Below are 22,182 nucleotides of genomic sequence, written 5' to 3' on the forward strand. Positions count from 1 at the left end.
ATTTCATGGATCGGAATCCTGAATTTTACAACTATAAACTCAAGGTGGTGGAGAAAGTTATTCGCATTCAAAACGGACGCATTGATCAGCTCGGTCAGACGGTTCTTGAAAACATCAATTTCGAGGTAGAACGCGACGAATTGGTTTTTCTCATCGGGAAAACCGGTTCGGGGAAAAGCAGTTTGCTGAAAGTGCTTTACGGGGAATTGGAATTGAATGAAGGTCAGGGATCGGCAGTTGATTTTGATTTGAGAAGTCTTTCCAAAAAGCAAATTCCGAGACTGCGCCGTAAACTGGGCGTTGTTTTCCAGGATTTCCAGTTATTGTCGGATCGTTCCATTTCGGACAACCTGCGCTTCGTGATGCGGGCTACCGGATGGAAAGACAAGCGCGAAATGGATCAGCGCATCCGCACCGTTTTGTCGATGGTTGGCCTGGAAGGAAAAGAACATGTACAGCCGCACCGCTTGTCGGGTGGAGAGCAGCAACGGGTTGCCATTGCCCGTGCGTTGATCAATCATCCGAAGGTTATTATCGCAGATGAGCCGACCGGAAACCTCGATCCGGAAACCTCCACGGAAATCATGCATTTAATCGTGGCGGTAGCGAAAGAGGAAAAAGCGGCGGTGATCATGGCGACGCACGACATGTCGCTGATTGAGAAATTTCCGGGAAAAGTATTCAAAGTTGAAAACCGCGAATTGAAATCGTTGGATACGATGCATCGCTTCGATCCGTTCCAGCCTTTGTTTGATTAACGGAATTGTATTAAATACAAAAGGGTGTTATTCATAACAATAACACCCTTTTTATCATCTTGCAATTGTGCAGGAACAGTTTGCCTCCAATTAAATGTTGCTGCCAAGGTTTAATTCCAAATCGCCATATTGTTGCAACCCTCTTTCAAACAGACTTTTTAATCGTGCACCTGATTCGGGTTGAGCCAGTGTTTCAAAAAACCGGACTTGAGTTTCCATAATGTGTTCATTTCTAGGATTTACAGCCCTTTCGTTTATAATGGATTTAATGGTAGCGATCACTTTCCGGTCAAATGAAGCAATTTTACGTGCCAGGTTATCTACAAATGTATCCAGATCTGCATCTGCAATGGCGCGATTTACCCAACCATAAGCAGCAGCCGTTTCAGCATCGTAATCATCGCCGCTCAATAAAATTTCCAAAGCTCGTGCCTTCCCCGTAAGCAGGTGTAAGCGTTCCATTCCGCCGCCACCCGGAAATGCTCCGATACCAATTTCAACCTGCGCAAAGAGGGCTTTTTCCTTACTGGCAAAACGCATGTCCATCGCCTGGGCAAATTCACTTCCTAATCCCCTGGCCCGGCCTCTTATGGAAGCGATGCTTGCAAAAGGTGCTTGTTCCAACCGTTTTGCGATATCCGGCCAGGATTTTGAAAGCCCCGTTCTTCCTTCGCCTTTCGGGAAATTGGAAGCTCCCAAAATATCCAAATGGGCAATGAAAAAGTCCGGATTGGCACTTTCGAAAACCACTACTTTCAGTTCTTCATTGGCTTCCAGCTCGTCCATCAGATCAATCAATTCCAATGAAAATTCAGGTCCGAATAAGTTGATCGGAGGATTATTAATAATCACTTTCCAATAATGGGTGTTGATTTTTTGTGTTGTTAAAATCATTTTTTGTGTTTTTAGTGAAACTATTTATGAAAGAAAAAGACCGATGTAACCCGCAATCAATTGGGGATGCTGATGCTGTAACCCGTGTCCTGTGTCGTTGATAATGATATGCTGCATAGTCGGGGCATTGCGCAAAAGCGGGAACCAGTTTTCAACTGCGAAGCTGCTGTCGTGGTCTGAGGAAATAACCAATACCGGATTTTCAATGGTCTTATACTGCTCTCTGAAATTTTGAAGATCGGTTTTCATATAAGCAGAACCCCCGAAGTACTTTTGAAACAATGCTTGCGAAGCAGGAATTTTAGTTCGGTCAAGTCGTTTTGAAATCCGTTCATGAGAATCTTTGGCCGCAGCGCGGCTGGCTGCTGACTCGGGTTCAAAGAAGATCACGGTTTCATCTTCTAGATCATTGACAGGCTTCAAGGCATGCTCAAAAAAGCTCTTCTCGAACGGAACTTCATTATTCCCGGGAGGGTTCGTTCCGATGAAAATTCCTTTCTTCACCCGGTCTTTATGGAGGAATAATGCAGTTTGCGCAACTAATCCTCCGTAAGACCAACCCGCGACGTGAAAAAACTCATAACCCAATGTGTCCATCAATTGAATTCCGATACCGGCAACTTCTTCCAGGTTGGTGGAGAGTTCTCCTTCCGAATCGCCGATTCCGGGATAATCAAACAGGATGATCGTGTAGTTCGCTGAAAGCGAGTCTAAAAATAAAGGATCCCAGGTGTCGAGGATTCCACGAAAGCGGTTATAGAATAGGATAGGGGAACCTTGCCCGAATTGTCTGTATGCGATTTTCCAGTTGTTGATCGTGGCGTAATGCGTTTGAGATAATGAAAAATGAGTATTCATGGTCGTTTGTTTTAGTTATATCACCTTGTTTTTGTAAATTTGCTTGCATTTTGCAAGTGTAAATATATAGAATATTACTTGCAAAATGCAAGTTGATTTATTTTTATGAAAGAAATAAAAAAAAGATCGGGTTGTCCGGTGAGCAGTTCCCTGGATTTATGGGGAGATAAATGGTCGTTGTTAATCATCCGGGATTTGATGTATGCAAAAAGCTGTACGTATAGCGATTTTCTTAAATCGGAGGAAAAAATAGCTACCAACATCTTAGCCTCCAGGCTTGAAACGTTGGATGAAACGGGTATTATCAGCAAATCCGAACATCCGGATAGCAAATCGAAAGTGCTTTACAAACTCACTCAAAAAGGAATAGATCTGCTGCCTGTTTTAATGGAAATCTATCTTTGGGGTGAGAAATACTTCCAGCTTTCCGAGCAACATAAAGCCTTTTTGGAAGAAGTAAAAAAAGACAAAGAAGGGTTTATAAAAGCGACAAGGGCTAAATTGCTCAGTAGTATTTGAGGGATTCGCTTTGATTAATCCTTGTAACAGGTTGATTTTTAGGCTCGTCCCAATATTGGGAAATTGGGTTTTTGGGAATTCCCCAAGGCCGTAAAAACGAGTTTTGAATTAAAAGAAAATCTAAAGCGGAGGTTAAATTGTCCTCAAAACCCAATTTCCTCCAACACCCCCAGCAATTTTTCCGAACCGAATTCTTTTTCCAATTCTTCCAGGCGTGAATGAGTGTCTGCAGAAGCGATTTTTCCAATAGCATCCGCCAAAGGCAAAACAGGATTCCAAATGATGCAGTGTTTTTCAAACACCACATTTCCTAGCATTTCCTGCGTCGCAATACACGGCTTTCTGCTGAGCAATGCGCGGATTACTTTCAATTTGATACCTGAAGATTTGAAACCGATTAGTAAATGAACCGAACAACTGCGTAGCAAATCGTTCAACTCCGAATCGGTTGGATTTGCGATGCATTCCCATCCTTCCTTCCGGATTTTTTCCAGCACCAGTTTCCCCGGATTTTTCCCTGCAATCACCACCGGAATATCCAGTTTATTTCTGCGATTTTCGGAGATCAGGGCATCAATGGCTTCCAGGTTTTCGGCTACCGACAGATTTCCATGAAACAAGGCAAAACGCTTTCCTTCCTGTGGTTCCAGGATGAGGTCGGAATGAATGGTAACAGGCAGATTCAGCGCTGTGAATCCCCATTTTTCATAGTAGTTCCGGTCGTTTTCGGAAATGCACAGAACCGGGATGTTACGCAATGATCGTTCCTGTTTTTTGAGCTTTCGTGCTTCCAGGGTAAAAAACAAGCGTTCCGAACTGGTCTTTGCGCTTTTGGCTAAATCACGGTAATACTGCCATTCTACATTGTGCATCCGGATGGCAACCGGGCGTTTGTGTTTCGCCAGTTCGTTTGCCCAATAACTGGTATGTTGACCCTCGAGCAACACAGGGGCATCATCCGCAAGCAGTTTGTTCAACAGTTCTTCGGAACTTCGGCTTTTTACAATATAGGGCAATGTCGACAACAGCGATTTGATACCGGTTTTGCGATCGTAGTAATGAATCTCATCTGCAATTTCAGAGAAATCGTGCGTTCTGCCGCGACCGTATTCATAGCAATGGAGAACCACTGAATACCCGGCCTGCTTCAGTGCTTTTGCACGCAGGTAAACGTCCAGCACGCCGCCGTAATCCGGGGGAAACGGAACATCAAAAGAAACGATATGAATGCGTTTACTCATGCACTTTGGGGTAAAAAGATGCTAGCTGCCCGACTTCTGCTTCCCAGTTTTCCTTTTCGGCTGCAAGGGTGCAGTTTGCTTTCCATTCAGCAATCAGTGCCGGATTCTCCAACACTTGTTGAACCTGTTTAGCCAAAGCTAACGGATCAAAATCAGTAATGACTTCACCGATGCGGTATTTCCGCACCAGTTTTGAAACTTCCACCACATTCGAACACAAAATCGGGGTGGAGGTATGGATGTAATCAAACACTTTGTTGGGTAGCGAGAACAGGTAATTGGGGTTCGTAGGCTGGTCGAAACTCAGACCCAGATCTGCCTGTTGCGTAAACTGCAGCAGTTCCTGATACGGTCTTTTTCCGTAGAAGAACACCCGGTCGTCCCATTTCTCTGTGCTGACCAATGTCTTCATGTCCGGAATGATATCACCGTCACCGACAATAATCAGGGCACAATTTTGAAGATGCGGCATCATCCGGATAGCTTCTTCGACCCCGCGGTCTACGTTTAGTCCGGCTCCCTGCATGATCAGGATGTGCTTTCCTTCCGGAATTCCGAGTTCGGCTTTACTTTTCACCGTAGATGGTTTCCAAAGGGGGGAAACGTTCCGGATAACCTTCAGCGTGATTCCGTATTTCTCGAAATACTTTTGAGCAATGGAATCATTGACCGTACTCACGAACTGGAGTTTCGGGAAAACAAACCGTTCGATCCGTTCCCAAACCGCTTTCACTTTCGGCCGGCTGATGAGCTCGGGAACCTCGGTGAAATACTCATGAGAATCGTAAATCAACTTCCTGCGCCGAATGCGTGAAACCAGGTAATTGGGAAGCAACGTGTCGAGGTCGTTCGAAACAAGGATATCCGCTCTTCGGAACAGCAGGAACCAAAACAGGCGGAAATTGAACCAGGCATAAAAGAGCGGGCCTTTCTCGAAAAACATCCGGAAACGTTTGGTGCGGTAACTGCGCGCTTCCATTTTCTGACTGGATTTGAGCACACGCCCGATCAGGAACACCTCGTATCCCTGATTTTCGATAAACGTACAAATCTTGTGAACACGCTGATCCGTGTTCAAATCGTTGATAACGCTGACTATAACCCGCTGTTTCTTCAACCTACAACTTTACGATTCGCTCAACGCGCTGAACAACTCCATCTGTGATGCGGAGCTGGTAGCTTCCTTTCGCTAACCCTGTGAGGTTGAATGTTCCTTCCTGATCCATGATCTTGTTTTGAACCTGCAGTACTTTACCGGTCATATCCAGTAATTCAACAGAGATAGTACCGCTTTCCAATCCTGAAAGATCCACTTTCACCTGGTCTGTTGCCGGGTTCGGGTAGATAGCGATCGACTGCAGCACGTTTTGATCCAAGCCCAGTGAATTCATGATGAGGATGTTGTAGTCTTCGACCTCACCGTAATTGGTTGTTCCGCAAGGCTCAATCGGCCCTTCACCACCTTGTGCGGCATTAAACGCGATCCGAACACGCATTTTAACAGTTCCGATCACAGCTGATGACGGAACGGTGAAGTTAAACACTAACGAATTTCCTCCGGTGATGGAAACAAACGCAATTTGTTCTCCTGAATCGTCGAAATCAAAATCACCGTTGAAATCAATCCATGCAGCAATTTCGTCACCGGAATAAGCTGTTCCCGGACTCTGACCGTTGATCTGAGGAATAATGGTGATGTTGTATTGATTCCCTTTGGTCAGGGTAGCCGTCATGTTGTAATTGGTATAATTTGTACAACCGGTCTCGTTGCTGATTGATTCCAGCACCACTTTCTGGATGAATTCATCGCAGTAAGTCGATGTTGCCGCACACGGAGAAGTCACCGTTGTTACCACAATGTAGTTTGTTTTTAACTCGGTATCCGAACCGCTGGAATTAGACGCTGTTAATTGCACGCTGTAAGTTCCGGCAACGGTAAAAGTCACTTGTGGGTTCTGAGACGTAGCCGAAGTTCCCCCGGCGAATGACCAGCCGGTAGAAGGAGTGATCACCCAGCTCCAGCTCGTAGGACTTCCCGTGGATAAATCCGTAATTTGAGACGTTCCGCCCACAGTCACGGTCGTTGGATTGGCTACAAAATTTGCTACCGGAGGGGTAGATGTTACCGAACACGGAGCCGAAGTTCCCGCAAGAGAAGTCACCCCGGTGTTATTCGGATCCAGCCACGGCTTTAATTGTGCAGTAGTAGTTGTTCCATTCTGATCCCAGTCCGAATAGATTTTTCCGTACAAGTCGTTTTTGTCCGGACCTGTTCCCGATCCCGCTCCGTTTGCCGTACATGCAGATGCTCCTCCGGAAAGCTGTCCCACGATCAACCCGTTCGAATTGAAAATAGGAGAACCGGACGAACCGCCTTCTGTTACTCCGTGACCGTTTGTTGTAGTTGCCCAGAAAACTCTCCAGTGCGCATTGGATGCACCGCCGTTATAAGTTGCTCCGGCCAGCGCCTGCGTATAGGTTGAAATTTTCTTCGCACTTCCTGCCGGGTGATGAATTCCCACACCACTTGCCGAACCGTTATTTGTTCTGTCCCAACCCGCATAATAGACGTTGTAGGACGATGGCGGCTGTGCATTTAATTCCACGAGGTAAAAATCCGATCCCGCCACTTCATACTGTCCCGGAGGGTTGTTCAGTGTTCCGTTTCCAGCAGAAGCGCGTACCGTTCCACCGGTCATGGTTTTACTTCCTTTCGAAGGGTCGGAGGCATTTGCACTACCGGTTGCACAGCTTGTTTTCTGGTAATTCCAGTACCAAACCCAGGTAGAAATGGATTGTCCTGCAACGCGCTCGCCACAATGCCAGGCTGTCAGGATATAGGGTTTACAGTCATTTGCAGTGTTGTTGATCGTTGAAGCGGAACACACATAAGTTCCGGTTCCGTCATTGAACGTATAGTGAACAACCGATCGGATCTGGTTTGCCCAGTTGTTTCCTTCCGAACAAGCCACGTCTACTTCACAGCTGGAAGCTTTTTCCTGGGAAGCTGCATCTGCAAAAACAGACACGTGATCTTCCACGCCTCGGTAGAAATAAACCACTTCGTTGATATGGAAAACCGGAAGTTCCTGCACCCACGCCGGAGCACTGTATTCCAGGTACAACTGATCTCCCTGAACCATTTCCATGGCCTGGAAATCATCACTTGCAGAAGTATAAGCACCTAAAATCTGCCGACCGTTTGCGTTGTAGGCAAACAACGTTCCCCCTGCAGGAATCTGAACTTCTTCTGAAAAATACAGACCCAATGCACGTGCATCTTTACTGGAAATGATTAACCTCCAAACTTTGGTTCCGTCAGGAAGCAGCGTCCAGGAACCGGAATTTGACATATTTACCGAAACCGGAATATTCAGACCTACGCGGTAAGGTCCTTTGGAATCGTTTGCGAGGTCTTCGCTTTTCGCCGCCGCGATGTTGGGTTTTGCCAGTAGAAGCGATGTTGGTGCATATTGGAAAGGAGAGCTGCCCGAAACCGGGATTTTCTTTAAACCAAGGGGTCTTCCTCCTTCGCTGATCTGAGCATTTAATGCTTTGGAAAGAGACAAGAACATGCCCAGCATTAAAAGATATTTTAGCATGGTGCTTATTTTATTTGTAGTTTTCTCAAAATTACACTCTTTTAACAGAAGAATCCAAACTAGAAAACACATTTTTATAGAAGTTTGCCACATGAACAAGGTATTGGTTGTCGAAGACGAACAAAGTTTACTGGAGATTATCCAGTTTAACCTCGAGTTGGAAGGTTATTCGGTGACAACAGTCAGCAACGGAAGAGAAGCTCTGAAAATGAAAAATCAGCTGGATCAGTATAACCTGGTGATCCTGGATGTGATGTTGCCGGAGGTCAGCGGACTGGATATTTGCCGCGCCTACCGGGAAGAATCTGCTGTACCGATCATTTTTGTGTCGGCAAAGGGAAATACGATCGACCGCATTGCCGGATTGAAGCTCGGAGCGAATGATTATCTGCCCAAACCCTTCGACCTTGAAGAATTCATCCTGCGTTGTTCCGTTTTGGCTCAACCCATCAAGAAGCAAGTGGTCGTTCCTTCGGAAATCCGCATCGGGAACCACCGGGTGATGCCGGTATCTTTTGAAGTGGAGAACCTGATTTCGGGAGAAAAGCAAGAACTGAGCAAGCGTGAAATGGAGTTGATCCAATTGTTCTTCACCCGGAAAGATGAGGTGGTTTCGCGGGACGAGATTTTGAATACGCTGTGGACAAATGACCAGTTTCCGACCGGTCGCACGATCGATAATTACATTCTGAGCTTCCGGAAGATCTTCGAAGAGGATCCGAAGAATCCGCAGTTTTTTCATTCGATCAGAGGCGTTGGATATAAATTCACCTTACCTGATTAAATTTTATCTTTGCAGCATGTTTGCAGAACAAGAACAAGAAATTACGGAAGAAAAGCGATTGCGTTATGACAAGGCCTATTTGAGGATGGCTCAAACCTGGGCGGAGTTGTCGCATTGCGAACGAAAAAAAGTGGGAGCACTGATTGTGCGCGACGGAAGAATTATCTCCGACGGGTATAACGGAACGCCGGCCGGATTTTCGAATTGTTGTGAAAACGATCAGGGCGAAACGCATTGGTATGTCCTGCATGCCGAAGCAAATGCCATTCTGAAAGTGGCGCGCTCAACCAATGATTGCAGCGGTGCAACACTTTTTATTACACTATCACCCTGCAAAGATTGCAGTAAACTGGTTCTTCAGGCAGGAATCAGACGTGTTGTTTACATGATGGAATACAAAGACACCACCGGCGTTGATTTTTTGAAAAGCGCGGGTGTTGAAGTGGTTCACATCCCAGATCCAAATTAAATGAACAGAAAATACGCCTTTATTTATCCGACTTTGCTGATGGTTTTTTTGGCCATCGGGTTGTTGATCGGATCCAGGTTGAACCGGACCGGAACCGACCAGAAACAGCAGTCGGGAAATTATTCCAAAATGCAGGAAATCATCGACCTGCTGGATCGCGAGTATGTGGACACCATTGAAAGCAAGAAATTGTTTGAGAAGACGATTTCCGACATGCTCCACGAGCTGGATCCGCATTCGAATTACATTCCTTCTGAAGATTTACAGGCCGTGAATGAACAGATTGACGGAAAATTCGGGGGAGTTGGAATCCGTTTTGCTATTATCCGCGATACTTTGTGTGTTACGAACGTGGTTCCGAATTCACCTTCGGCACGAGTTGGTGTTCAGGCAGGAGATAAAATCCTGATGATCGACGGGAAAAGTGTTGCCAGCAAAAAAATCAAGAACGACGATGTACTGGGGAAACTGAAAGGCGATCCGAACACACAGGTAAACGTGCAGATTTACCGCAATTCCAAAAAAATCGATCAAACGATCACCCGCGGAATCATCCCGATTCCGTCTATCGTCTGTGCACAAATGCTGAATGAAAATACCGGCTACATCCGTTTGGAAAGTTTCTCCGTTTCCAGTGCGGAAGAGTTTCATTTTGCCGCGCAGCAACTGAAGAGCAAAGGAATGAAAAAACTCATTTTCGACCTGCGTGACAACGGTGGCGGTGTCTTGGAAGGGGCGGCAAAAATCGCCGATGAATTCTTACCAGCCGGACAAAAAATTGTGATCATCAAAGGGAAAAAATATGCGAGCACTACCCGTTACGCAAAAGGCGGCGGTTTGCTCGAAAATACTCCGCTGGTGGTTTTGATCAACGAAAATTCAGCTTCTGCGTCAGAGATTTTGGCAGGGGCTATCCAGGACAATGACCGCGGAACCATCATCGGGCGCCGTTCTTTCGGAAAAGGATTGGTGCAGCAGGATTTCTCCCTGTCTGACAAGAGTGATGTGCGTTTGACCATTGCACGTTATTACACACCATCCGGTCGTTGTATTCAAAAACCGTTCGGAGAGAGTTACGAAGATTACTACCACAGCAACGAGAAAAGAAGAGACAGCGGAGAATATTTCGCACCGGATTCTTCCGTTTTCAAAAATGCGCACCCTTTTAAAACACTGAAAGGAAGAACGGTTTATGACGGAGGAGGAATCATGCCGGATATCTTTGTTCCGCTCGATACATCCAACTCGACCTTGTATTATTTATCCTTGCGTTATTCCGGGGCATTCCAGCAGGCAGCTTTTGATTTTGTAGCAAACAAACGCACCTTGTGGCCGACGATCCAGCAGTTCAACAGTACGTTTACTCCGCCGGTAACATTGACCCAAGCCCTGATCAAAGACGGACAGAAACTGGGAGTTCCATATATGGCTGCAGATTACAAGCGAAGTGAAGAACTGATCAAACATGTACTGAAAGCAGAAATTGCCCGCCAGTTATTCATCGAAGAAGGCTATTTCTTCGTGATTGCTTCATACGACAAGGAAGTTCAAAAAGCGCTCCAGCAGCTGAAGCGCTGATTCGAAGTGTTTATCGAAATCAAAGAGTTGAAGAGTTCAAATGGAACTCTTCAACTCTTTGAACCATTTCCCGTTAGTTCTTAATAATCGGGTGTGAGCTTGCTGTGCCGTTGCAGATCATGGAAATAAAATATGTTCCTGGCCTTACTCCGGTGCCGGTATCGGATAATCCGTCCCATTCAAACCCGCCGAACGAACTTTGAATGAGTTGTTTCTCACAAATGGTGCGGACTAATCGTCCCTGGTAATCGTAAATACTCATCGAAACAACATCTCCGTTTTTCAACTGGTTGGGTTTGATGGAAACACTTTCGGAAAACGGAACAGGATATATTTTCCATTCGTCATCCGAAACCAATTCCTGCATTCCCAAAGTGAGCAATGATTCCAGGTCGATGAGTTCATCTCCGGGTTGATACTGCAGGAAGTGGAAATACACCAGGAACATTTCGTCCGTAGTACTTTCCCCGGCAGTCACCAAAACCGGTGGATTGCTCGGATTGTGTATGTTATTCACCGTATTGTCATACGTTGCTTCTCCTCGCATGACCGATCCGGTCGGAACTTTCTGAAGATTTTTGAAGAAATAGAAATCCTGCCAGTGAAAATCCCAGTGTGAAATATGGGCAAATTTGACGGTATCGCTGGTAGGTGTTACGGCATAAGCCCGGATGTCTTTTCCGAGCAGGTGCATGTGTGGGAAAACACTCAAAACACTGTAATTCGTAGGCACACCTCCGGATGAGGGATAATGTGCAGTAAAGGACGAAACCTGGTTGGGAGGAATCACCAGCGACCAGTTTTGAAGCACCGGAGCTGCATATACTTCCCGGATTCCGGTTTCACCCGGTGGATAAAAATGAATAATGACTTTCGTGCTGTCGTATTGCCCGTAACTTCCTTCCGGATAGTGCATAGCAAAGACCAGGTTGCTGTTTGCCGGAATAGACATGCCGAGTTTGAACCCGGTTGCGGAAGGAAAAATCAATGGGGAAGATCCGGGAGTGTAACCGCCGATTAATGTAGAAGTTTGCGGAGGTCCGCCACAATTTCCACCAACGGTATCGCCCTGGTAATTTCCGGTCGGGTCGATGTAAATCAATGCGTGATGGACAATGGCGCGGTTTCCGGGAACAATTTCCATCGCACGCACGAAGCGGTTTTGAGTCAGCCCGGTGGGAAGGCTGAAACACACATAATCGTCCTGTCCTCCCGTAGCCTTGCTCTGATACAAAGGAATCTGGAGCATTAAGTCGCCGTTCCCCAAAATGCTTCCGGTGTTGAAAACAGGCGGAGCAGGTGCATTTGCCGGGTTTCCTTCCGGTGTTCCGGTTGAAAGCCAGGATAGAAAAGTGGCTTTGTCGGAAGCGCTCAAAGCACGGGAATGGCTGTACTGCTGGTAGTTTTCATCGGGCGGCCAGGGCGGCATTTCGTTCTGTGCCACGGCGTCGTATACCAAACTGGCCATCGAACTGACTTCCGTGTAGTTCATCAGGGAAAAGGGTGCAATTCCTCCGGGATGGTGGCAGGAAGAACACTTGTTGTAGACAATGCTTGCCACATCATTACTCCATGTTTGTCCAAAAACAGAGTGGCTGATAAGGAATACGAGAAGAGCCAGTTGTTTCATAGTCATAGTTTTATGGTAAATCTAAGCGAATACTTCTTGATTTACAACTGTTTGTACAAGTTTCGAAAACGGCACCCGGCATTTCCGGATGGGATCCATAAAAAACGCGCAGGGCATTGCTCAAAAAGTAGTATTTTCAAGCCATCAATCACGTATCATGAAGTATCTCCGCTTAAGCACACTTAAAAAAGAACATCCGAATCTACATTTTCCGCTTTCGGAAGATCAGCGCTGGGCCTTTTCCGAGGGGTGCAATAAGTCGTTTCCGGGTGTTTCCGAACAGGAGAAAGCTGCTTTTTTTGACTGGTATTCCGATCCGAAAAAACTCATTTTCGCGTCCTGGACAGAAGAAAACCGGAGTCTGGATAAAACACTGCAGCAACGCGATTTTACGGAATTGTTCAACGATACTTCCCGGGTTCGGGAGCATGCGCTTTTTGAAGAATACAAAGGATTTATCGAGCCCTTTCTCTATTCGGTTTTCACGGAGAAATTCAACGCGGTTTCTGATCGGAATATTCATTTTTTTATGAGTTATTCCGTTTTGCTTCCGGCATACCAGCAGAACCTGGTTCAGGATTCCCTTTCGGAGTGGATTTTCCGTCAGAAGGATGAGCTGTCCCGGACATTGAAAAAAGTGAAGAAGGATACGGAGTTGCACAGACAAACGGAGAAATTCCTGACGGATAACCTGATCGCCGCATTGAATTTACTGAATGTGAATCATTACCGGGTGAAAACACAGCTACTGGAATTTTTCATGAGCCTGGCTTATCACCCAAAAAGTTCGTCCCGTTTTTTGATTTACTTGAGTGGTAAATTACTGCAGGTTAATTTTACGGAAGAACATAAGCGGCAGCTCAGTCAGTTCGGAACGGACGTGCGGAAGGGAAAAGTGGTGGTAGAATCAAAACGGATTTCCTGGCTGCGCCTGAGTGTTATTATCCTGTTGCTGCTTGTGTGCGCCGGCGGAATTGTTTCCCTGTTTTTCATCGAAGCGAATCCGGAAGAGGATCAGATGCAGGAACAAACAGCTTATATGTCTTTCAGCAAAGAGGAACGCGCAAAACTTGACTCGTTAATTACGGAAGCAAAAAGCGAATACCAGATGACGGAAGATGTGCCTTTGGATTCCGACATGCCTTTTGTGGGGGTTGATCTGACGCAGAAACGAAGTTGGGAGAATCAGCTTTTTCAAACATTGGTTCAGCATTGGGGAAACAATGATTCGGTTCCATTCACCAAATTTTTCTCCAAATCGGATCAGAATCCGCGGGTGAAAACCTATACCGGGACAAAGAACCTGGACCAGAAAAAGGGACAAATTGGGGTAGAATTCCACAATGAAACGGATCTTTCAGTGTTGGTTCTCGTTTTTCAAAACAGTAAAAATGAACCGGTTTACACCAAATACATCCCTTCAAAAACGTTGGGAGAGTGGAAAATCAATAATGGGGAATACCTGGTTGTTTTGCCGGGAGGCAAGATTCCGTCCAATCCGAAATTCGGGAATCTTCCTTTTAAGGAATTGGATCAGCATTTTTATGAGAACCTGGGCGTTTCCTACTTTGCAGATGAATTCAAGGGGAACCGGATGAAACTGGTTTGGGAGAACCTGGGGAACAATAATTCGTACCTGGTAGATTTGTCGAACGCTTTGACGAAGGTATAAAAAAAGAAGAGAGACTGGAAATAATGTCTCTCTTCACACGCTACCTAACTAAACCTAACTACTACTACTTATTTCTTCTTTAACGGGAAATTGTGTGTTTTGGTACGCAGTGAAGCGGGAATTAACGTCTTTTAACGAGCCGGGGGTGAGAGCAGCCAGGAAGATTGGCTGGTATAGCGGTCTGGAACACCAGTAAAACCGGACATTCTACATCCCGATAGCTATTGGGGTTATAAATTTATAAAATTGTTGTTGGGGAAATACAATAAGGGGATTTTTCAATTGACGGAGAGTAATCATCCAAAACAAAAGGTTCTAAAAACAACAAGAGAGAAGCGGGCGCTCCTCTCTTGTTCCAACCTAAACTACTACTACTTATGAAAACTAACCTCTAAATCATTAGCAAATAACGTACCAAAGTATTTTAAGTGCTTTTGATATTAGCGTATACAAAGATAACGGACACTTTTTGATTTTGTTTCATAACGAAGTTCTTTTTAACATTATTTGCGAAACAGGCGTTTTTATTGGAACAATAGGTGCCGGAATTTGGGTGATTTGAAGAGTTACCCGCTGTGAAACCGGCTCAAAGTGTTCAACAATTGAAAAGGTTCAACCGGCGAGTTGTTCACTGAAATCTATTTTGGACCCTCTAAACTTTTTTATCCTTTTGAACGTTCTCTATTCTTTTAATCAAAGCGGAAGTTTTCATCCGATTCGGAAAATATCCGGGATATTTTAGGAGAACACCTGCTGAAAAAGGCATGCAACATAAGATTTGGTGTTATCTTTGATTCCAATTTATAATATATCCTCTCTGAAGGCATGAAAGTTATCGATCATTTAAACACGGCGAAAGACACGCTATTTTCCTTTGAAATTCTACCTCCGCTGAAAGGAGCGAATATTCAATCTATTTACGACGGAATTGACCCACTGATGGAATTCAACCCGAAGTATATCAATGTCACCTACCACCGCGAAGAATTCATCTATAAGGAACGCGAAAAGGGATTACTCGAAAAAATCGCCATCCGCAAAAGACCCGGAACAGTAGGAATTTGTGCGGCGATTATGAACAAATACCATGTAGATGCAGTACCGCATTTGATCTGCGGGGGATTCTCCCGGGAAGAAACCGAAAATGCACTCATTGACTTGCAGTTCCTTGGAATTGACAATGTGCTTGCGTTGCGGGGTGATTCGATCAAAACAGAATCAACATTCAAACCGGATCCGGAAGGGCACAAATACGCAGTCGAATTGATTAATCAGATTACCGATATGAACCAGGGACGCTACCTGGTGGATGACATCAAACTGGCTCCGACAGATTTCTGCATCGGTGCGGCAGGTTACCCTGAAAAGCATTTCGAAGCAATGAACCTGAGTACAGACCTGCATTTCCTGAAAGCAAAAGTAGATGCCGGTGCTGAATACATTGTGACACAGATGTTCTTCAACAATCAGAAATATTTTGATTTTGTGGATGCCTGCAGAGCCATCGGGATCACCGTTCCGATTATTCCGGGATTGAAACCGATTACGACCCTGAACCATATTTCCTTCCTGCCGAAGGTCTTCCACATTGATTTTCCGGAAGAATTGAGCAAGGATTTGCTGAAATGCAAAAACAATAAAGACGTATTTGAAGTAGGTGTAGCATGGGGAATTCATCAGTCGCAGGAGCTGAAAAAAGCAAAAGTGCCCGGAATTCACTATTACACGATGTCTACTTCCGAAAGCGTAAAAACCATAGCTGAAAAAATATTTTAATTATGAAAAAATCACTGTTGAGTTTCCTGTTTTTGGGTATTTGTCTGATCGGTTTCGGACAAACGAAGTTTCCTCCGTTAAAGTTGAGAAATGCGCTGGTTGTGAGTCACCTGGATAAGCAAGCCGATCAGTTTTCGCTGGAAATTGCCGTTTCTGACGTGCTTTCCGGGGTGAAGATCAAAAACATGGTTTCGCTGAATGTGTTGAAAGCCGGTGGTGATCCGCAGGTTTTGATGACGGATTCGGTAGCACAAATACTTGCCGCTAAAGGAATCAACACAATGATGCTGGTTTCCGTACGCGGGTTCGACAACCGTTTCAAGCCGTCTTCCGGAAACATGACGCTGGCAGAAGACCTGGCGGCAGATAACCTGTTCCCGATCTATAAAGACGATATCGTTTCGGTAACTTTTGAGTTTCATTTCTACCGCGATGGAAAACTGGTTTACACGGATTTGCTGAAAATTGGAGGAATCAACTCACGGGATAAAGTGTTGAGAAAACTGCGCAAAAAACTGGCAAAGAAAGTCTTGAAGGACTGGGTTTAATGAATTGAAAAGTGAGAATTGAAAAGCACTTTTTAACTTTTCAATTCTCCATGATACATTTTCAATTAGTTAATTTTTGTTTTGCCAGGTTCATTGCTCCCTGGATCAGTTCATTTCCCGGATCGTGGATCAGGTAATAATCGAAATCTGCCAGGGCATTGGAGTATTGAGCCAGTTTCAGATAACACAAACCGCGCTTTTCATAAATCTCCATATCGTATTTGGAATAAGGTGCTGCCAGCGAAAACAAGCGGACAGCCTCTTCATATTTTTCCTGTTTGAAAGCCTCCAAAGCTTCTTTTTTCAAGCTTAGAAATTCGACTTCCCGGGCACTTTTTCCCGCTTTGATTCGTAAGAATTGGGCAATTTCCTTCAGTTGGGTCTCCGTAATTTCTTTTCTTCCGATCACCTCAAAATCGTGTTCTTCTTCCTCCAGTTCTGAGCAGGCACTTTTGATGTCGAACTGATGTAATTTTTCCATCGACGGAACATTCGTGCTCGACCAAAAGCGCTCGACCAATATCTGGTTCTCATTAACTTCCAGGAGCTGGAACAGGTAATAGAGGGAGTCGATGCGGAAGTAAAAATAACTTCCCGGAGGCACGAACGCTATTACTGATCTCATGATAGAAAGATACGAACTAATTGAAATAATTGAAAATGGAGAAGGTAAAATTGAAAAGGCATAAGCAGGATAGAAATACTTTTCAATTCTCCATTGTCAATTCTTAATTTTGCATGATTCGATCCAACGCATTGATAAACAGCTGTGCAGCTTTTGCCAGCAACTCATCTGTATGCGCATTGGAAATAAACCCGACCTCGTATCCGCTTGGTCCCATGTAAACACCTTCTTCGAGCAGTGCACGGTGCAGGTTCTTGAAATGGGTCATATCCGGGTTGATCTCTTCCGCCGCACGGATGTGTTTGGAATTGTCGAATGAAATCCAGAAAATAGAACCGATAGTTACCAGTTCGAATGCGTATTGTTTCGCTTTTGCGTGATTGTTAATGGTATCGGTGAATAATTTGGTTCTGCGTTCCTGGTCTTCGTAAAAACCGGGTTTACTCAGTTCGGTCAATTGTGCCAGTCCTGCCGCCATTGCCACCGGGTTTCCCGACAAAGTTCCTGCCTGGTAAACCGGCCCGTCGGGTGCAACGCAGCTCATGATTTCTTTTTTCGCACCGTAAGCTCCAACCGGCAAACCGCCTCCGATAATCTTTCCGTAGGTAACCAAATCCGGTGCGATTCCATACAATTCTGCAGCACCCGAAAATGCCACGCGGAATCCGGAGATTACTTCGTCGAAGAACAACAAAGCACCGTATTTTGTACACGTTTCACGCAATTCTTTCAGGAAGCTCAGTTCCTGGAGCAATAATCCGTTATTTGCCGGAATCGGCTCAATGATCACACAGGCAATTTCCTTTCCGAATTGCTCGAAACAACTTTGCAGTGCTTCAGAATCATTCAAGGGCAAAACCAATGTTTCGTTTGCAAAAGCTTCCGGAACACCGGCACTGGAAGTATTTCCGAATGTCACGAGTCCGGATCCCGCTTTTACCAGCAGCGAATCACTGTGGCCGTGGTAGCAGCCTTCAAACTTCACGATTTTGTTTCGGTTGGTATATCCGCGCGCCAGTCGGATTGCCGACATCACGGCTTCCGTGCCGGAGCTTGTGAAGCGGATTTTATCAATAAACGGATTTTTGGAAAGAATCAGCTCGGCCAATTCATTTTCCAGCCGGGTTGGAGCGCCGAAGCTTGCACCGTTTCCAAGCGCCGCTACGATTCCTTCGTATACTTTCGGGTGGTTGTGTCCCAAAATAAGCGGTCCCCAGCTTCCGCAGAAATCAATAAACTCATTGTCGTCTTCGTCCCAGATAAATGCCCCGTTCCCTTTTTTGATGAACAAGGGGGAACCCTCAACAGATTTGAATGCTCTTACCGGAGAATTTACTCCGCCGGGGAAATAGTTTTTCGCTGTTTCGTAAAGTGCTTCGGAAGTTGATCTTTTGAGTGTATTTGCTGCCATAGACGACGAATTTTGATTTGGTGCAAAAGTACGAATTCGAATTGCAGGGGCAATGGAAAGGCGGGTGGAATTTATGTCATCGGAGATCAGAACGTTCAATAAAAAGAAATTGTCCGGTTCAAATCCCTGTTTGCAAATTCGCCCATTTGCCAAATGGCGAATCAGAGAGAGAATGCTTGGAGTCTCAGGATTGGCCTATTTGTTTAAAATTTCACATCCATCACCTGAAAAAGAGTTGATGTAGCTACTGAATCCAACTATTTATCTGCCTTTTGAAAAGTGAAATTGCCATATCGCCATATGGCGATTGGCTATAACCGCTATTGAAATCCTAAATGTAATTCAAACGTGAAGATCATTGAATCGATCTAAAATTCACAAAATGGAAAAACCAAAAGCGACATACGAATAGTTGCTCGTTCTTGCTGCTGCACTAATTCGCGGCGGCGAATCGCAATTCAGTCTTTTCGCCGAGGCGAACTACGCTTTTCCCTCATTGCTTTCGCACTAACGTTTGTCGCAATTCAGTCTTCAAAAGCTACGCTTTTTCTTATATTTGATGCATAATTTTTAAGAGTTCCTCACAGAACAATCAATTTGTCAGATGAAATACGAATTTACCCCTGAGTTTGCGGCTCAAATGGATGCGGCAGACCCATTAAAATCATACCGAGACCGCTTTCTTTTTCCAACATTCACCAAAAATCCGGTGAGATATTTCACAGGAAACTCATTGGGCTTACAACCGAAAACGGTTCGGGAAAAAGTGAATCTGGAATTGGACGATTGGGCAAAATGGGGTGTAGAAGGGCACTTTCTGGGAACCAATCCGTGGTACAAATACCATGAGTTCCTGACAGATGCTTCCGCAAAAATTGTCGGTGCATTGCCAAAAGAAGTGGTGGTGACTCACTCATTGACGACAAACCTGCACTTATTGATGGTTTCATTTTACCAACCGAAAGGAACGAGAACCAAAATTTTGTGCGAAGCGAAAGCATTTCCAAGCGATTTGTATGCATTGGAATCACAGGTTCGTTTTCACGGACTGAACCCGGAAACGGATTTGGTAGGAATGAGTCCGCGCGAAGGAGAGCACACGTTAAGAGACGAAGATATTCTTGCGAAAATCCAGGAATTGGGAGATTCTCTTGCGTTGGTGATGTTTGGCGGAGTGAACTATTATACCGGGCAATTGCTCGATATGGAAGCAATCACAAAAGCGGGAAAAGAAGCCGGAGCGATGGTTGGTTTTGACCTGGCGCATGCTGCGGGGAATATCCCGGTAAAACTGCACGATTGGGGAGTGGATTTCGCAGCGTGGTGTTCATATAAATACCTGAACTCAAGTCCGGGTGGCGTGTCCGGAATGTTTGTGCACGAGAGACATGCAAAAAATGCATCACTGCCACGTTTTGCAGGATGGTGGGGCTACGATAAAAGCACGCGTTTCCAGATGGAGCCGGGATTCGTTCCGATGGAAGGGGCAGAAGGCTGGCAGTTGAGTAATGCACCTGTTTTGGGAATGGCTGCGCACTGGGCTTCACTGGAAATCTTCGATGAAGTTGGGATGGAGCGTCTGAAAGCAAAAAGCGACGTACTGACCGGATACCTGGAATTCATTTTGGACGGTCTTTCGGAAAAATACGCGGAGAAATGCCGCTTCGAGATCATCACACCGAAAGAACCGAAACGCAGAGGCGCTCAGTTGTCGATCCTGGTTCACGGAAAAGGAAAACAACTATTCGATACAATCTCTGAAAAAGGAGTCGTAGCCGACTGGAGAGAACCGAACGTGATCCGTGTAGCACCGGTTCCGTTATACAACTCATTCGAAGACGTGTATTTCCTCGGGAAGTATTTGGAGGAAGCAATTATAGAGAGTTAGAAAAATGATAATTTAACCGCAAAGGCACAAAGACGCGACGGGATAGTTTCCAGATGAAAGTGATTGATTTTCACTGGTAATATTTGATGTTTTTTCTTAAATTAAATAGAACTAACGTTAAATAACTATTCAAATGACTGAAAATGAAATTGCAGAAATTGTCTTTAAATGTGGGTTAAAAGTGCACCGATCACTTGGCCCAGGATTATTGGAATCGGCATACGAGGCCTGCTTGGTGTATGAACTGGAACAATATGATATAGATGTTGTGAGACAAAAATCACTACCATTATATTATGAAGGAGTTCAGCTGGATGTAGGTTATCGACTGGACATAATAATTAATAACAAAGTAGTTGTGGAAGTAAAGGCAGTTAATGAACTTGCCGGAGTTTTTAAAGCACAGGTACTGACATATTTAAAATTGACGGATTGCAAGTTAGGTTTATTGATTAACTTCAATTCAGAGCTGTTTAAGACCGGATTCAAAAGGGTTGCAAATGGAAGTCTGGAATGAATTCATCTTTGCGCCCTTGCGCCTTCGTGGTAAGACTAAAATAAGATGGAAAAAATTGCAGTAGTAGGAGCAGGTTTGGTGGGAAGTTTACAAGCCATTTTACTTGCACAAAAAGGATACAATGTTTCAGTGTTTGAACGCCGGCCCGATTTGCGGAAAGCAGCATTGGTAGGTGGAAAGTCGATTAACCTGGCACTTTCGGATCGTGGGTGGAAAGCCCTGGAGATTGCCGGAATTGCAGCGGATATCCGCAACATTGCCATCCCGATGTATAACCGTTGTATGCACGCATTGGACGGCACGCTGACTTATCAGCCGTATGGCGTAAATAACGAAGCAATTTATTCGGTTTCGCGGGGAGGATTGAACCAGAAATTGATGAACCTGGCGGATAATTACCCGAACATTGAGTACTTCTTCGACCGCAAATGTTTGGATGTAAATCTCGAAAGCAACACCCTTTCTTTTCAGAATGCGCAAACCAAACAAAAAGAAGAATTTCAGGCAGACCGCATTTTTGCGACAGACGGAGCCTATTCTGCAGTGCGCATGCGCATGCAAAAATCCATGACCTTTGATTATTCGCAGAAATACCTCGATCACGGCTACAAAGAATTGGTGATTCCTGCAAATGAAGACGGGTCTCACAAACTGGATAAAAACTGCTTGCATATCTGGCCTCGTGGTGAATTCATGATGATTGCGCTGGCAAACCTTGACGGAAGCTTTACCTGTACGTTATTCTTCCCGATGGAAGGAGAAACATCGTTTGCAACACTCAAAACACGGGAGCAGGTAGCAGCATTTTTCGATTTGACGTTCCCGGATGCCGTGCAGATGATGCCGACGTTGCTGGATGATTATTTCGCGAATCCGACCAGCTCCCTGATTATGGTGCGTTGTGAACCGTGGAACTACCAGGATAAAATTGTATTGCTCGGGGATGCCGCCCACGCCATCGTTCCGTTCTACGGACAGGGAATGAACTGCGGATTTGAAGATTGTACGGTGTTCAACGAAATGTATGATCAGAGCAATGGCAAATGGGATACCCTGTTGAAAGACTTCTCGGCGCAACGCGTTCCGGATGCAAATGCGATCCTGGATCTTGCACTGGATAACTACATTGAAATGCGCGATAAAACGGCTGATCCGGAATTTTTATTGCAGAAGAAAATCGAAGCGAAATTTTCCCGATTGCACCCTGATAAGTGGACACCGCTTTATTCCCAGGTTACGTTTAGCAACACGCGTTACAGCGATGCGTTGAAAAACGGGAAAAAACAAGATGCCCTGATGCAGGAAATTTTGAAGCTGGAAAACATCCATGAACAATGGGATGAACCATTCGTTATGGATAAAATGTTGGAATTGATTTCGTAACCAAACTGAAAACTTCGGATATTTATAAA

The 22,182-nt window shown here is 45.1% G+C and carries 19 protein-coding genes; 11 read left to right on the forward strand and 8 right to left on the reverse strand.

All coding sequences use genetic code 11. From position 1 onward, the window contains the following. Positions 1–5: 5 nt before the first annotated feature. Positions 6–758, forward strand: coding sequence for an ATP-binding cassette domain-containing protein (locus ABDV94_RS12025; protein ID WP_343747431.1), 753 nt, complete (start codon positions 6–8; stop codon positions 756–758). A gap of 90 nt (positions 759–848) precedes the next feature. On the opposite strand, the gene ABDV94_RS12030 is transcribed toward ABDV94_RS12025, so the two are convergent. Together ABDV94_RS12030 and ABDV94_RS12035 are read right to left on the reverse strand one after the other, a co-directional pair. Further along, on the reverse strand, positions 849–1,652 hold the full coding sequence (locus tag ABDV94_RS12030) for an enoyl-CoA hydratase/isomerase family protein (RefSeq protein ID WP_343747432.1): 804 nt from the start codon (positions 1,650–1,652) through the stop codon (positions 849–851). A gap of 24 nt (positions 1,653–1,676) precedes the next feature. After that, the gene (locus tag ABDV94_RS12035; RefSeq protein WP_343747433.1) at positions 1,677–2,510 is read right to left on the reverse strand and encodes an alpha/beta hydrolase; all 834 of its coding nucleotides are present in this window, start codon (positions 2,508–2,510) and stop codon (positions 1,677–1,679) included. A gap of 105 nt (positions 2,511–2,615) precedes the next feature. Between ABDV94_RS12035 and ABDV94_RS12040 the strand changes: the two genes are divergently transcribed. Further along, the gene (locus ABDV94_RS12040; protein WP_343747434.1) at positions 2,616–3,029 is read left to right on the forward strand and encodes a helix-turn-helix domain-containing protein; all 414 of its coding nucleotides are present in this window, start codon (positions 2,616–2,618) and stop codon (positions 3,027–3,029) included. Positions 3,030–3,172: 143 nt separating this feature from the next. Here ABDV94_RS12040 and ABDV94_RS12045 read toward each other — a convergent pair whose 3' ends face one another. Genes ABDV94_RS12045 through ABDV94_RS12055 form a run of 3 tightly spaced genes read right to left on the reverse strand, consistent with a single transcriptional unit; the run spans position 3,173 to position 7,872 of the window. After that, complete coding sequence (locus ABDV94_RS12045) at positions 3,173–4,270, reverse strand: hypothetical protein (protein ID WP_343747435.1); 1,098 nt, start codon at positions 4,268–4,270, stop codon at positions 3,173–3,175. After that, the gene (locus ABDV94_RS12050) at positions 4,263–5,387 is read right to left on the reverse strand and encodes a glycosyltransferase (RefSeq protein WP_343747436.1); all 1,125 of its coding nucleotides are present in this window, start codon (positions 5,385–5,387) and stop codon (positions 4,263–4,265) included. Before ABDV94_RS12050 ends, ABDV94_RS12045 begins: the two co-directional genes overlap by 8 nt. 1 nt (position 5,388) lies before the next feature. Further along, the gene (locus ABDV94_RS12055) at positions 5,389–7,872 is read right to left on the reverse strand and encodes a GEVED domain-containing protein (protein WP_343747437.1); all 2,484 of its coding nucleotides are present in this window, start codon (positions 7,870–7,872) and stop codon (positions 5,389–5,391) included. A gap of 91 nt (positions 7,873–7,963) precedes the next feature. Between ABDV94_RS12055 and ABDV94_RS12060 the strand changes: the two genes are divergently transcribed. From ABDV94_RS12060 to ABDV94_RS12070, 3 genes are read left to right on the forward strand one after another with little or no spacing between them, the layout of a single operon-like run. After that, positions 7,964–8,656, forward strand: coding sequence for a response regulator transcription factor (locus tag ABDV94_RS12060; protein ID WP_343747438.1), 693 nt, complete (start codon positions 7,964–7,966; stop codon positions 8,654–8,656). A 16-nt stretch (positions 8,657–8,672) separates the two neighbouring features. Next, positions 8,673–9,125: a dCMP deaminase family protein gene (locus ABDV94_RS12065; RefSeq protein ID WP_343747439.1), complete on the forward strand. Its 453-nt coding sequence runs from the start codon at positions 8,673–8,675 to the stop codon at positions 9,123–9,125. Further along, positions 9,126–10,703 (forward strand): S41 family peptidase, encoded by a 1,578-nt coding sequence (locus ABDV94_RS12070; protein ID WP_343747440.1) that lies wholly within the window; start codon positions 9,126–9,128, stop codon positions 10,701–10,703. Positions 10,704–10,776: 73 nt separating this feature from the next. On the opposite strand, the gene ABDV94_RS12075 is transcribed toward ABDV94_RS12070, so the two are convergent. After that, complete coding sequence (locus ABDV94_RS12075; RefSeq protein ID WP_343747441.1) at positions 10,777–12,333, reverse strand: hypothetical protein; 1,557 nt, start codon at positions 12,331–12,333, stop codon at positions 10,777–10,779. A 157-nt stretch (positions 12,334–12,490) separates the two neighbouring features. On the opposite strand from ABDV94_RS12075, the gene ABDV94_RS12080 reads away from it, so the two are divergent. The 3 genes from ABDV94_RS12080 (at position 12,491) to ABDV94_RS12090 (ending at position 16,329) form a co-directional block, all read left to right on the forward strand. Next, positions 12,491–14,005, forward strand: a complete 1,515-nt coding sequence (locus tag ABDV94_RS12080; protein WP_343747442.1) for a hypothetical protein — start codon at positions 12,491–12,493, stop codon at positions 14,003–14,005. An 825-nt stretch (positions 14,006–14,830) separates the two neighbouring features. Next, on the forward strand, positions 14,831–15,781 hold the full coding sequence (gene metF / locus ABDV94_RS12085) for a methylenetetrahydrofolate reductase [NAD(P)H] (RefSeq protein ID WP_343747443.1): 951 nt from the start codon (positions 14,831–14,833) through the stop codon (positions 15,779–15,781). A gap of 2 nt (positions 15,782–15,783) precedes the next feature. Further along, positions 15,784–16,329 (forward strand): hypothetical protein, encoded by a 546-nt coding sequence (locus ABDV94_RS12090; protein ID WP_343747444.1) that lies wholly within the window; start codon positions 15,784–15,786, stop codon positions 16,327–16,329. Between the two features lie 61 nt (positions 16,330–16,390). On the opposite strand, the gene ABDV94_RS12095 is transcribed toward ABDV94_RS12090, so the two are convergent. Together ABDV94_RS12095 and hemL are read right to left on the reverse strand one after the other, a co-directional pair. Further along, positions 16,391–16,954 (reverse strand): tetratricopeptide repeat protein, encoded by a 564-nt coding sequence (locus ABDV94_RS12095; RefSeq protein ID WP_343747445.1) that lies wholly within the window; start codon positions 16,952–16,954, stop codon positions 16,391–16,393. Between the two features lie 103 nt (positions 16,955–17,057). After that, the gene (gene hemL, locus ABDV94_RS12100; RefSeq protein ID WP_343747446.1) at positions 17,058–18,365 is read right to left on the reverse strand and encodes a glutamate-1-semialdehyde 2,1-aminomutase; all 1,308 of its coding nucleotides are present in this window, start codon (positions 18,363–18,365) and stop codon (positions 17,058–17,060) included. Positions 18,366–18,969: 604 nt separating this feature from the next. Here hemL and kynU point away from each other — a divergent pair. From kynU to ABDV94_RS12115, 3 genes are all read left to right on the forward strand, one after another. Then, positions 18,970–20,253 carry a kynureninase gene (gene kynU, locus ABDV94_RS12105; protein WP_343747447.1) on the forward strand — a complete coding sequence of 428 codons (1,284 nt, stop codon included), beginning with the start codon at positions 18,970–18,972 and terminating at the stop codon, positions 20,251–20,253. Positions 20,254–20,386: 133 nt separating this feature from the next. Further along, complete coding sequence (locus ABDV94_RS12110) at positions 20,387–20,770, forward strand: GxxExxY protein (RefSeq protein ID WP_343747448.1); 384 nt, start codon at positions 20,387–20,389, stop codon at positions 20,768–20,770. Between the two features lie 45 nt (positions 20,771–20,815). Continuing rightward, a complete protein-coding gene (locus ABDV94_RS12115) occupies positions 20,816–22,153 on the forward strand; it encodes an NAD(P)/FAD-dependent oxidoreductase (RefSeq protein WP_343747449.1) in 1,338 nt (445 codons plus the stop codon). Positions 22,154–22,182: the final 29 nt, after the last annotated feature.

Origin of the sequence: Fluviicola sp., assembly GCF_039596355.1 — a bacterium.
Classification (GTDB): domain Bacteria; phylum Bacteroidota; class Bacteroidia; order Flavobacteriales_D; family Crocinitomicaceae; genus Fluviicola.

Coding starts and splice junctions, on each gene's coding strand:
- ABDV94_RS12025 (WP_343747431.1), top strand. CDS start 6: ATGGATCGGAATCCTGAATTTTACAACTATAAACTCAAGGTGGTGGAG.
- ABDV94_RS12030 (WP_343747432.1), bottom strand. CDS start 1,652: ATGATTTTAACAACACAAAAAATCAACACCCATTATTGGAAAGTGATT.
- ABDV94_RS12035 (WP_343747433.1), bottom strand. CDS start 2,510: ATGAATACTCATTTTTCATTATCTCAAACGCATTACGCCACGATCAAC.
- ABDV94_RS12040 (WP_343747434.1), top strand. CDS start 2,616: ATGAAAGAAATAAAAAAAAGATCGGGTTGTCCGGTGAGCAGTTCCCTG.
- ABDV94_RS12045 (WP_343747435.1), bottom strand. CDS start 4,270: ATGAGTAAACGCATTCATATCGTTTCTTTTGATGTTCCGTTTCCCCCG.
- ABDV94_RS12055 (WP_343747437.1), bottom strand. CDS start 7,872: ATGCTAAAATATCTTTTAATGCTGGGCATGTTCTTGTCTCTTTCCAAA.
- ABDV94_RS12060 (WP_343747438.1), top strand. CDS start 7,964: ATGAACAAGGTATTGGTTGTCGAAGACGAACAAAGTTTACTGGAGATT.
- ABDV94_RS12065 (WP_343747439.1), top strand. CDS start 8,673: ATGTTTGCAGAACAAGAACAAGAAATTACGGAAGAAAAGCGATTGCGT.
- ABDV94_RS12070 (WP_343747440.1), top strand. CDS start 9,126: ATGAACAGAAAATACGCCTTTATTTATCCGACTTTGCTGATGGTTTTT.
- ABDV94_RS12075 (WP_343747441.1), bottom strand. CDS start 12,333: ATGAAACAACTGGCTCTTCTCGTATTCCTTATCAGCCACTCTGTTTTT.
- ABDV94_RS12080 (WP_343747442.1), top strand. CDS start 12,491: ATGAAGTATCTCCGCTTAAGCACACTTAAAAAAGAACATCCGAATCTA.
- metF (WP_343747443.1), top strand. CDS start 14,831: ATGAAAGTTATCGATCATTTAAACACGGCGAAAGACACGCTATTTTCC.
- ABDV94_RS12090 (WP_343747444.1), top strand. CDS start 15,784: ATGAAAAAATCACTGTTGAGTTTCCTGTTTTTGGGTATTTGTCTGATC.
- ABDV94_RS12095 (WP_343747445.1), bottom strand. CDS start 16,954: ATGAGATCAGTAATAGCGTTCGTGCCTCCGGGAAGTTATTTTTACTTC.
- hemL (WP_343747446.1), bottom strand. CDS start 18,365: ATGGCAGCAAATACACTCAAAAGATCAACTTCCGAAGCACTTTACGAA.
- kynU (WP_343747447.1), top strand. CDS start 18,970: ATGAAATACGAATTTACCCCTGAGTTTGCGGCTCAAATGGATGCGGCA.
- ABDV94_RS12110 (WP_343747448.1), top strand. CDS start 20,387: ATGACTGAAAATGAAATTGCAGAAATTGTCTTTAAATGTGGGTTAAAA.
- ABDV94_RS12115 (WP_343747449.1), top strand. CDS start 20,816: ATGGAAAAAATTGCAGTAGTAGGAGCAGGTTTGGTGGGAAGTTTACAA.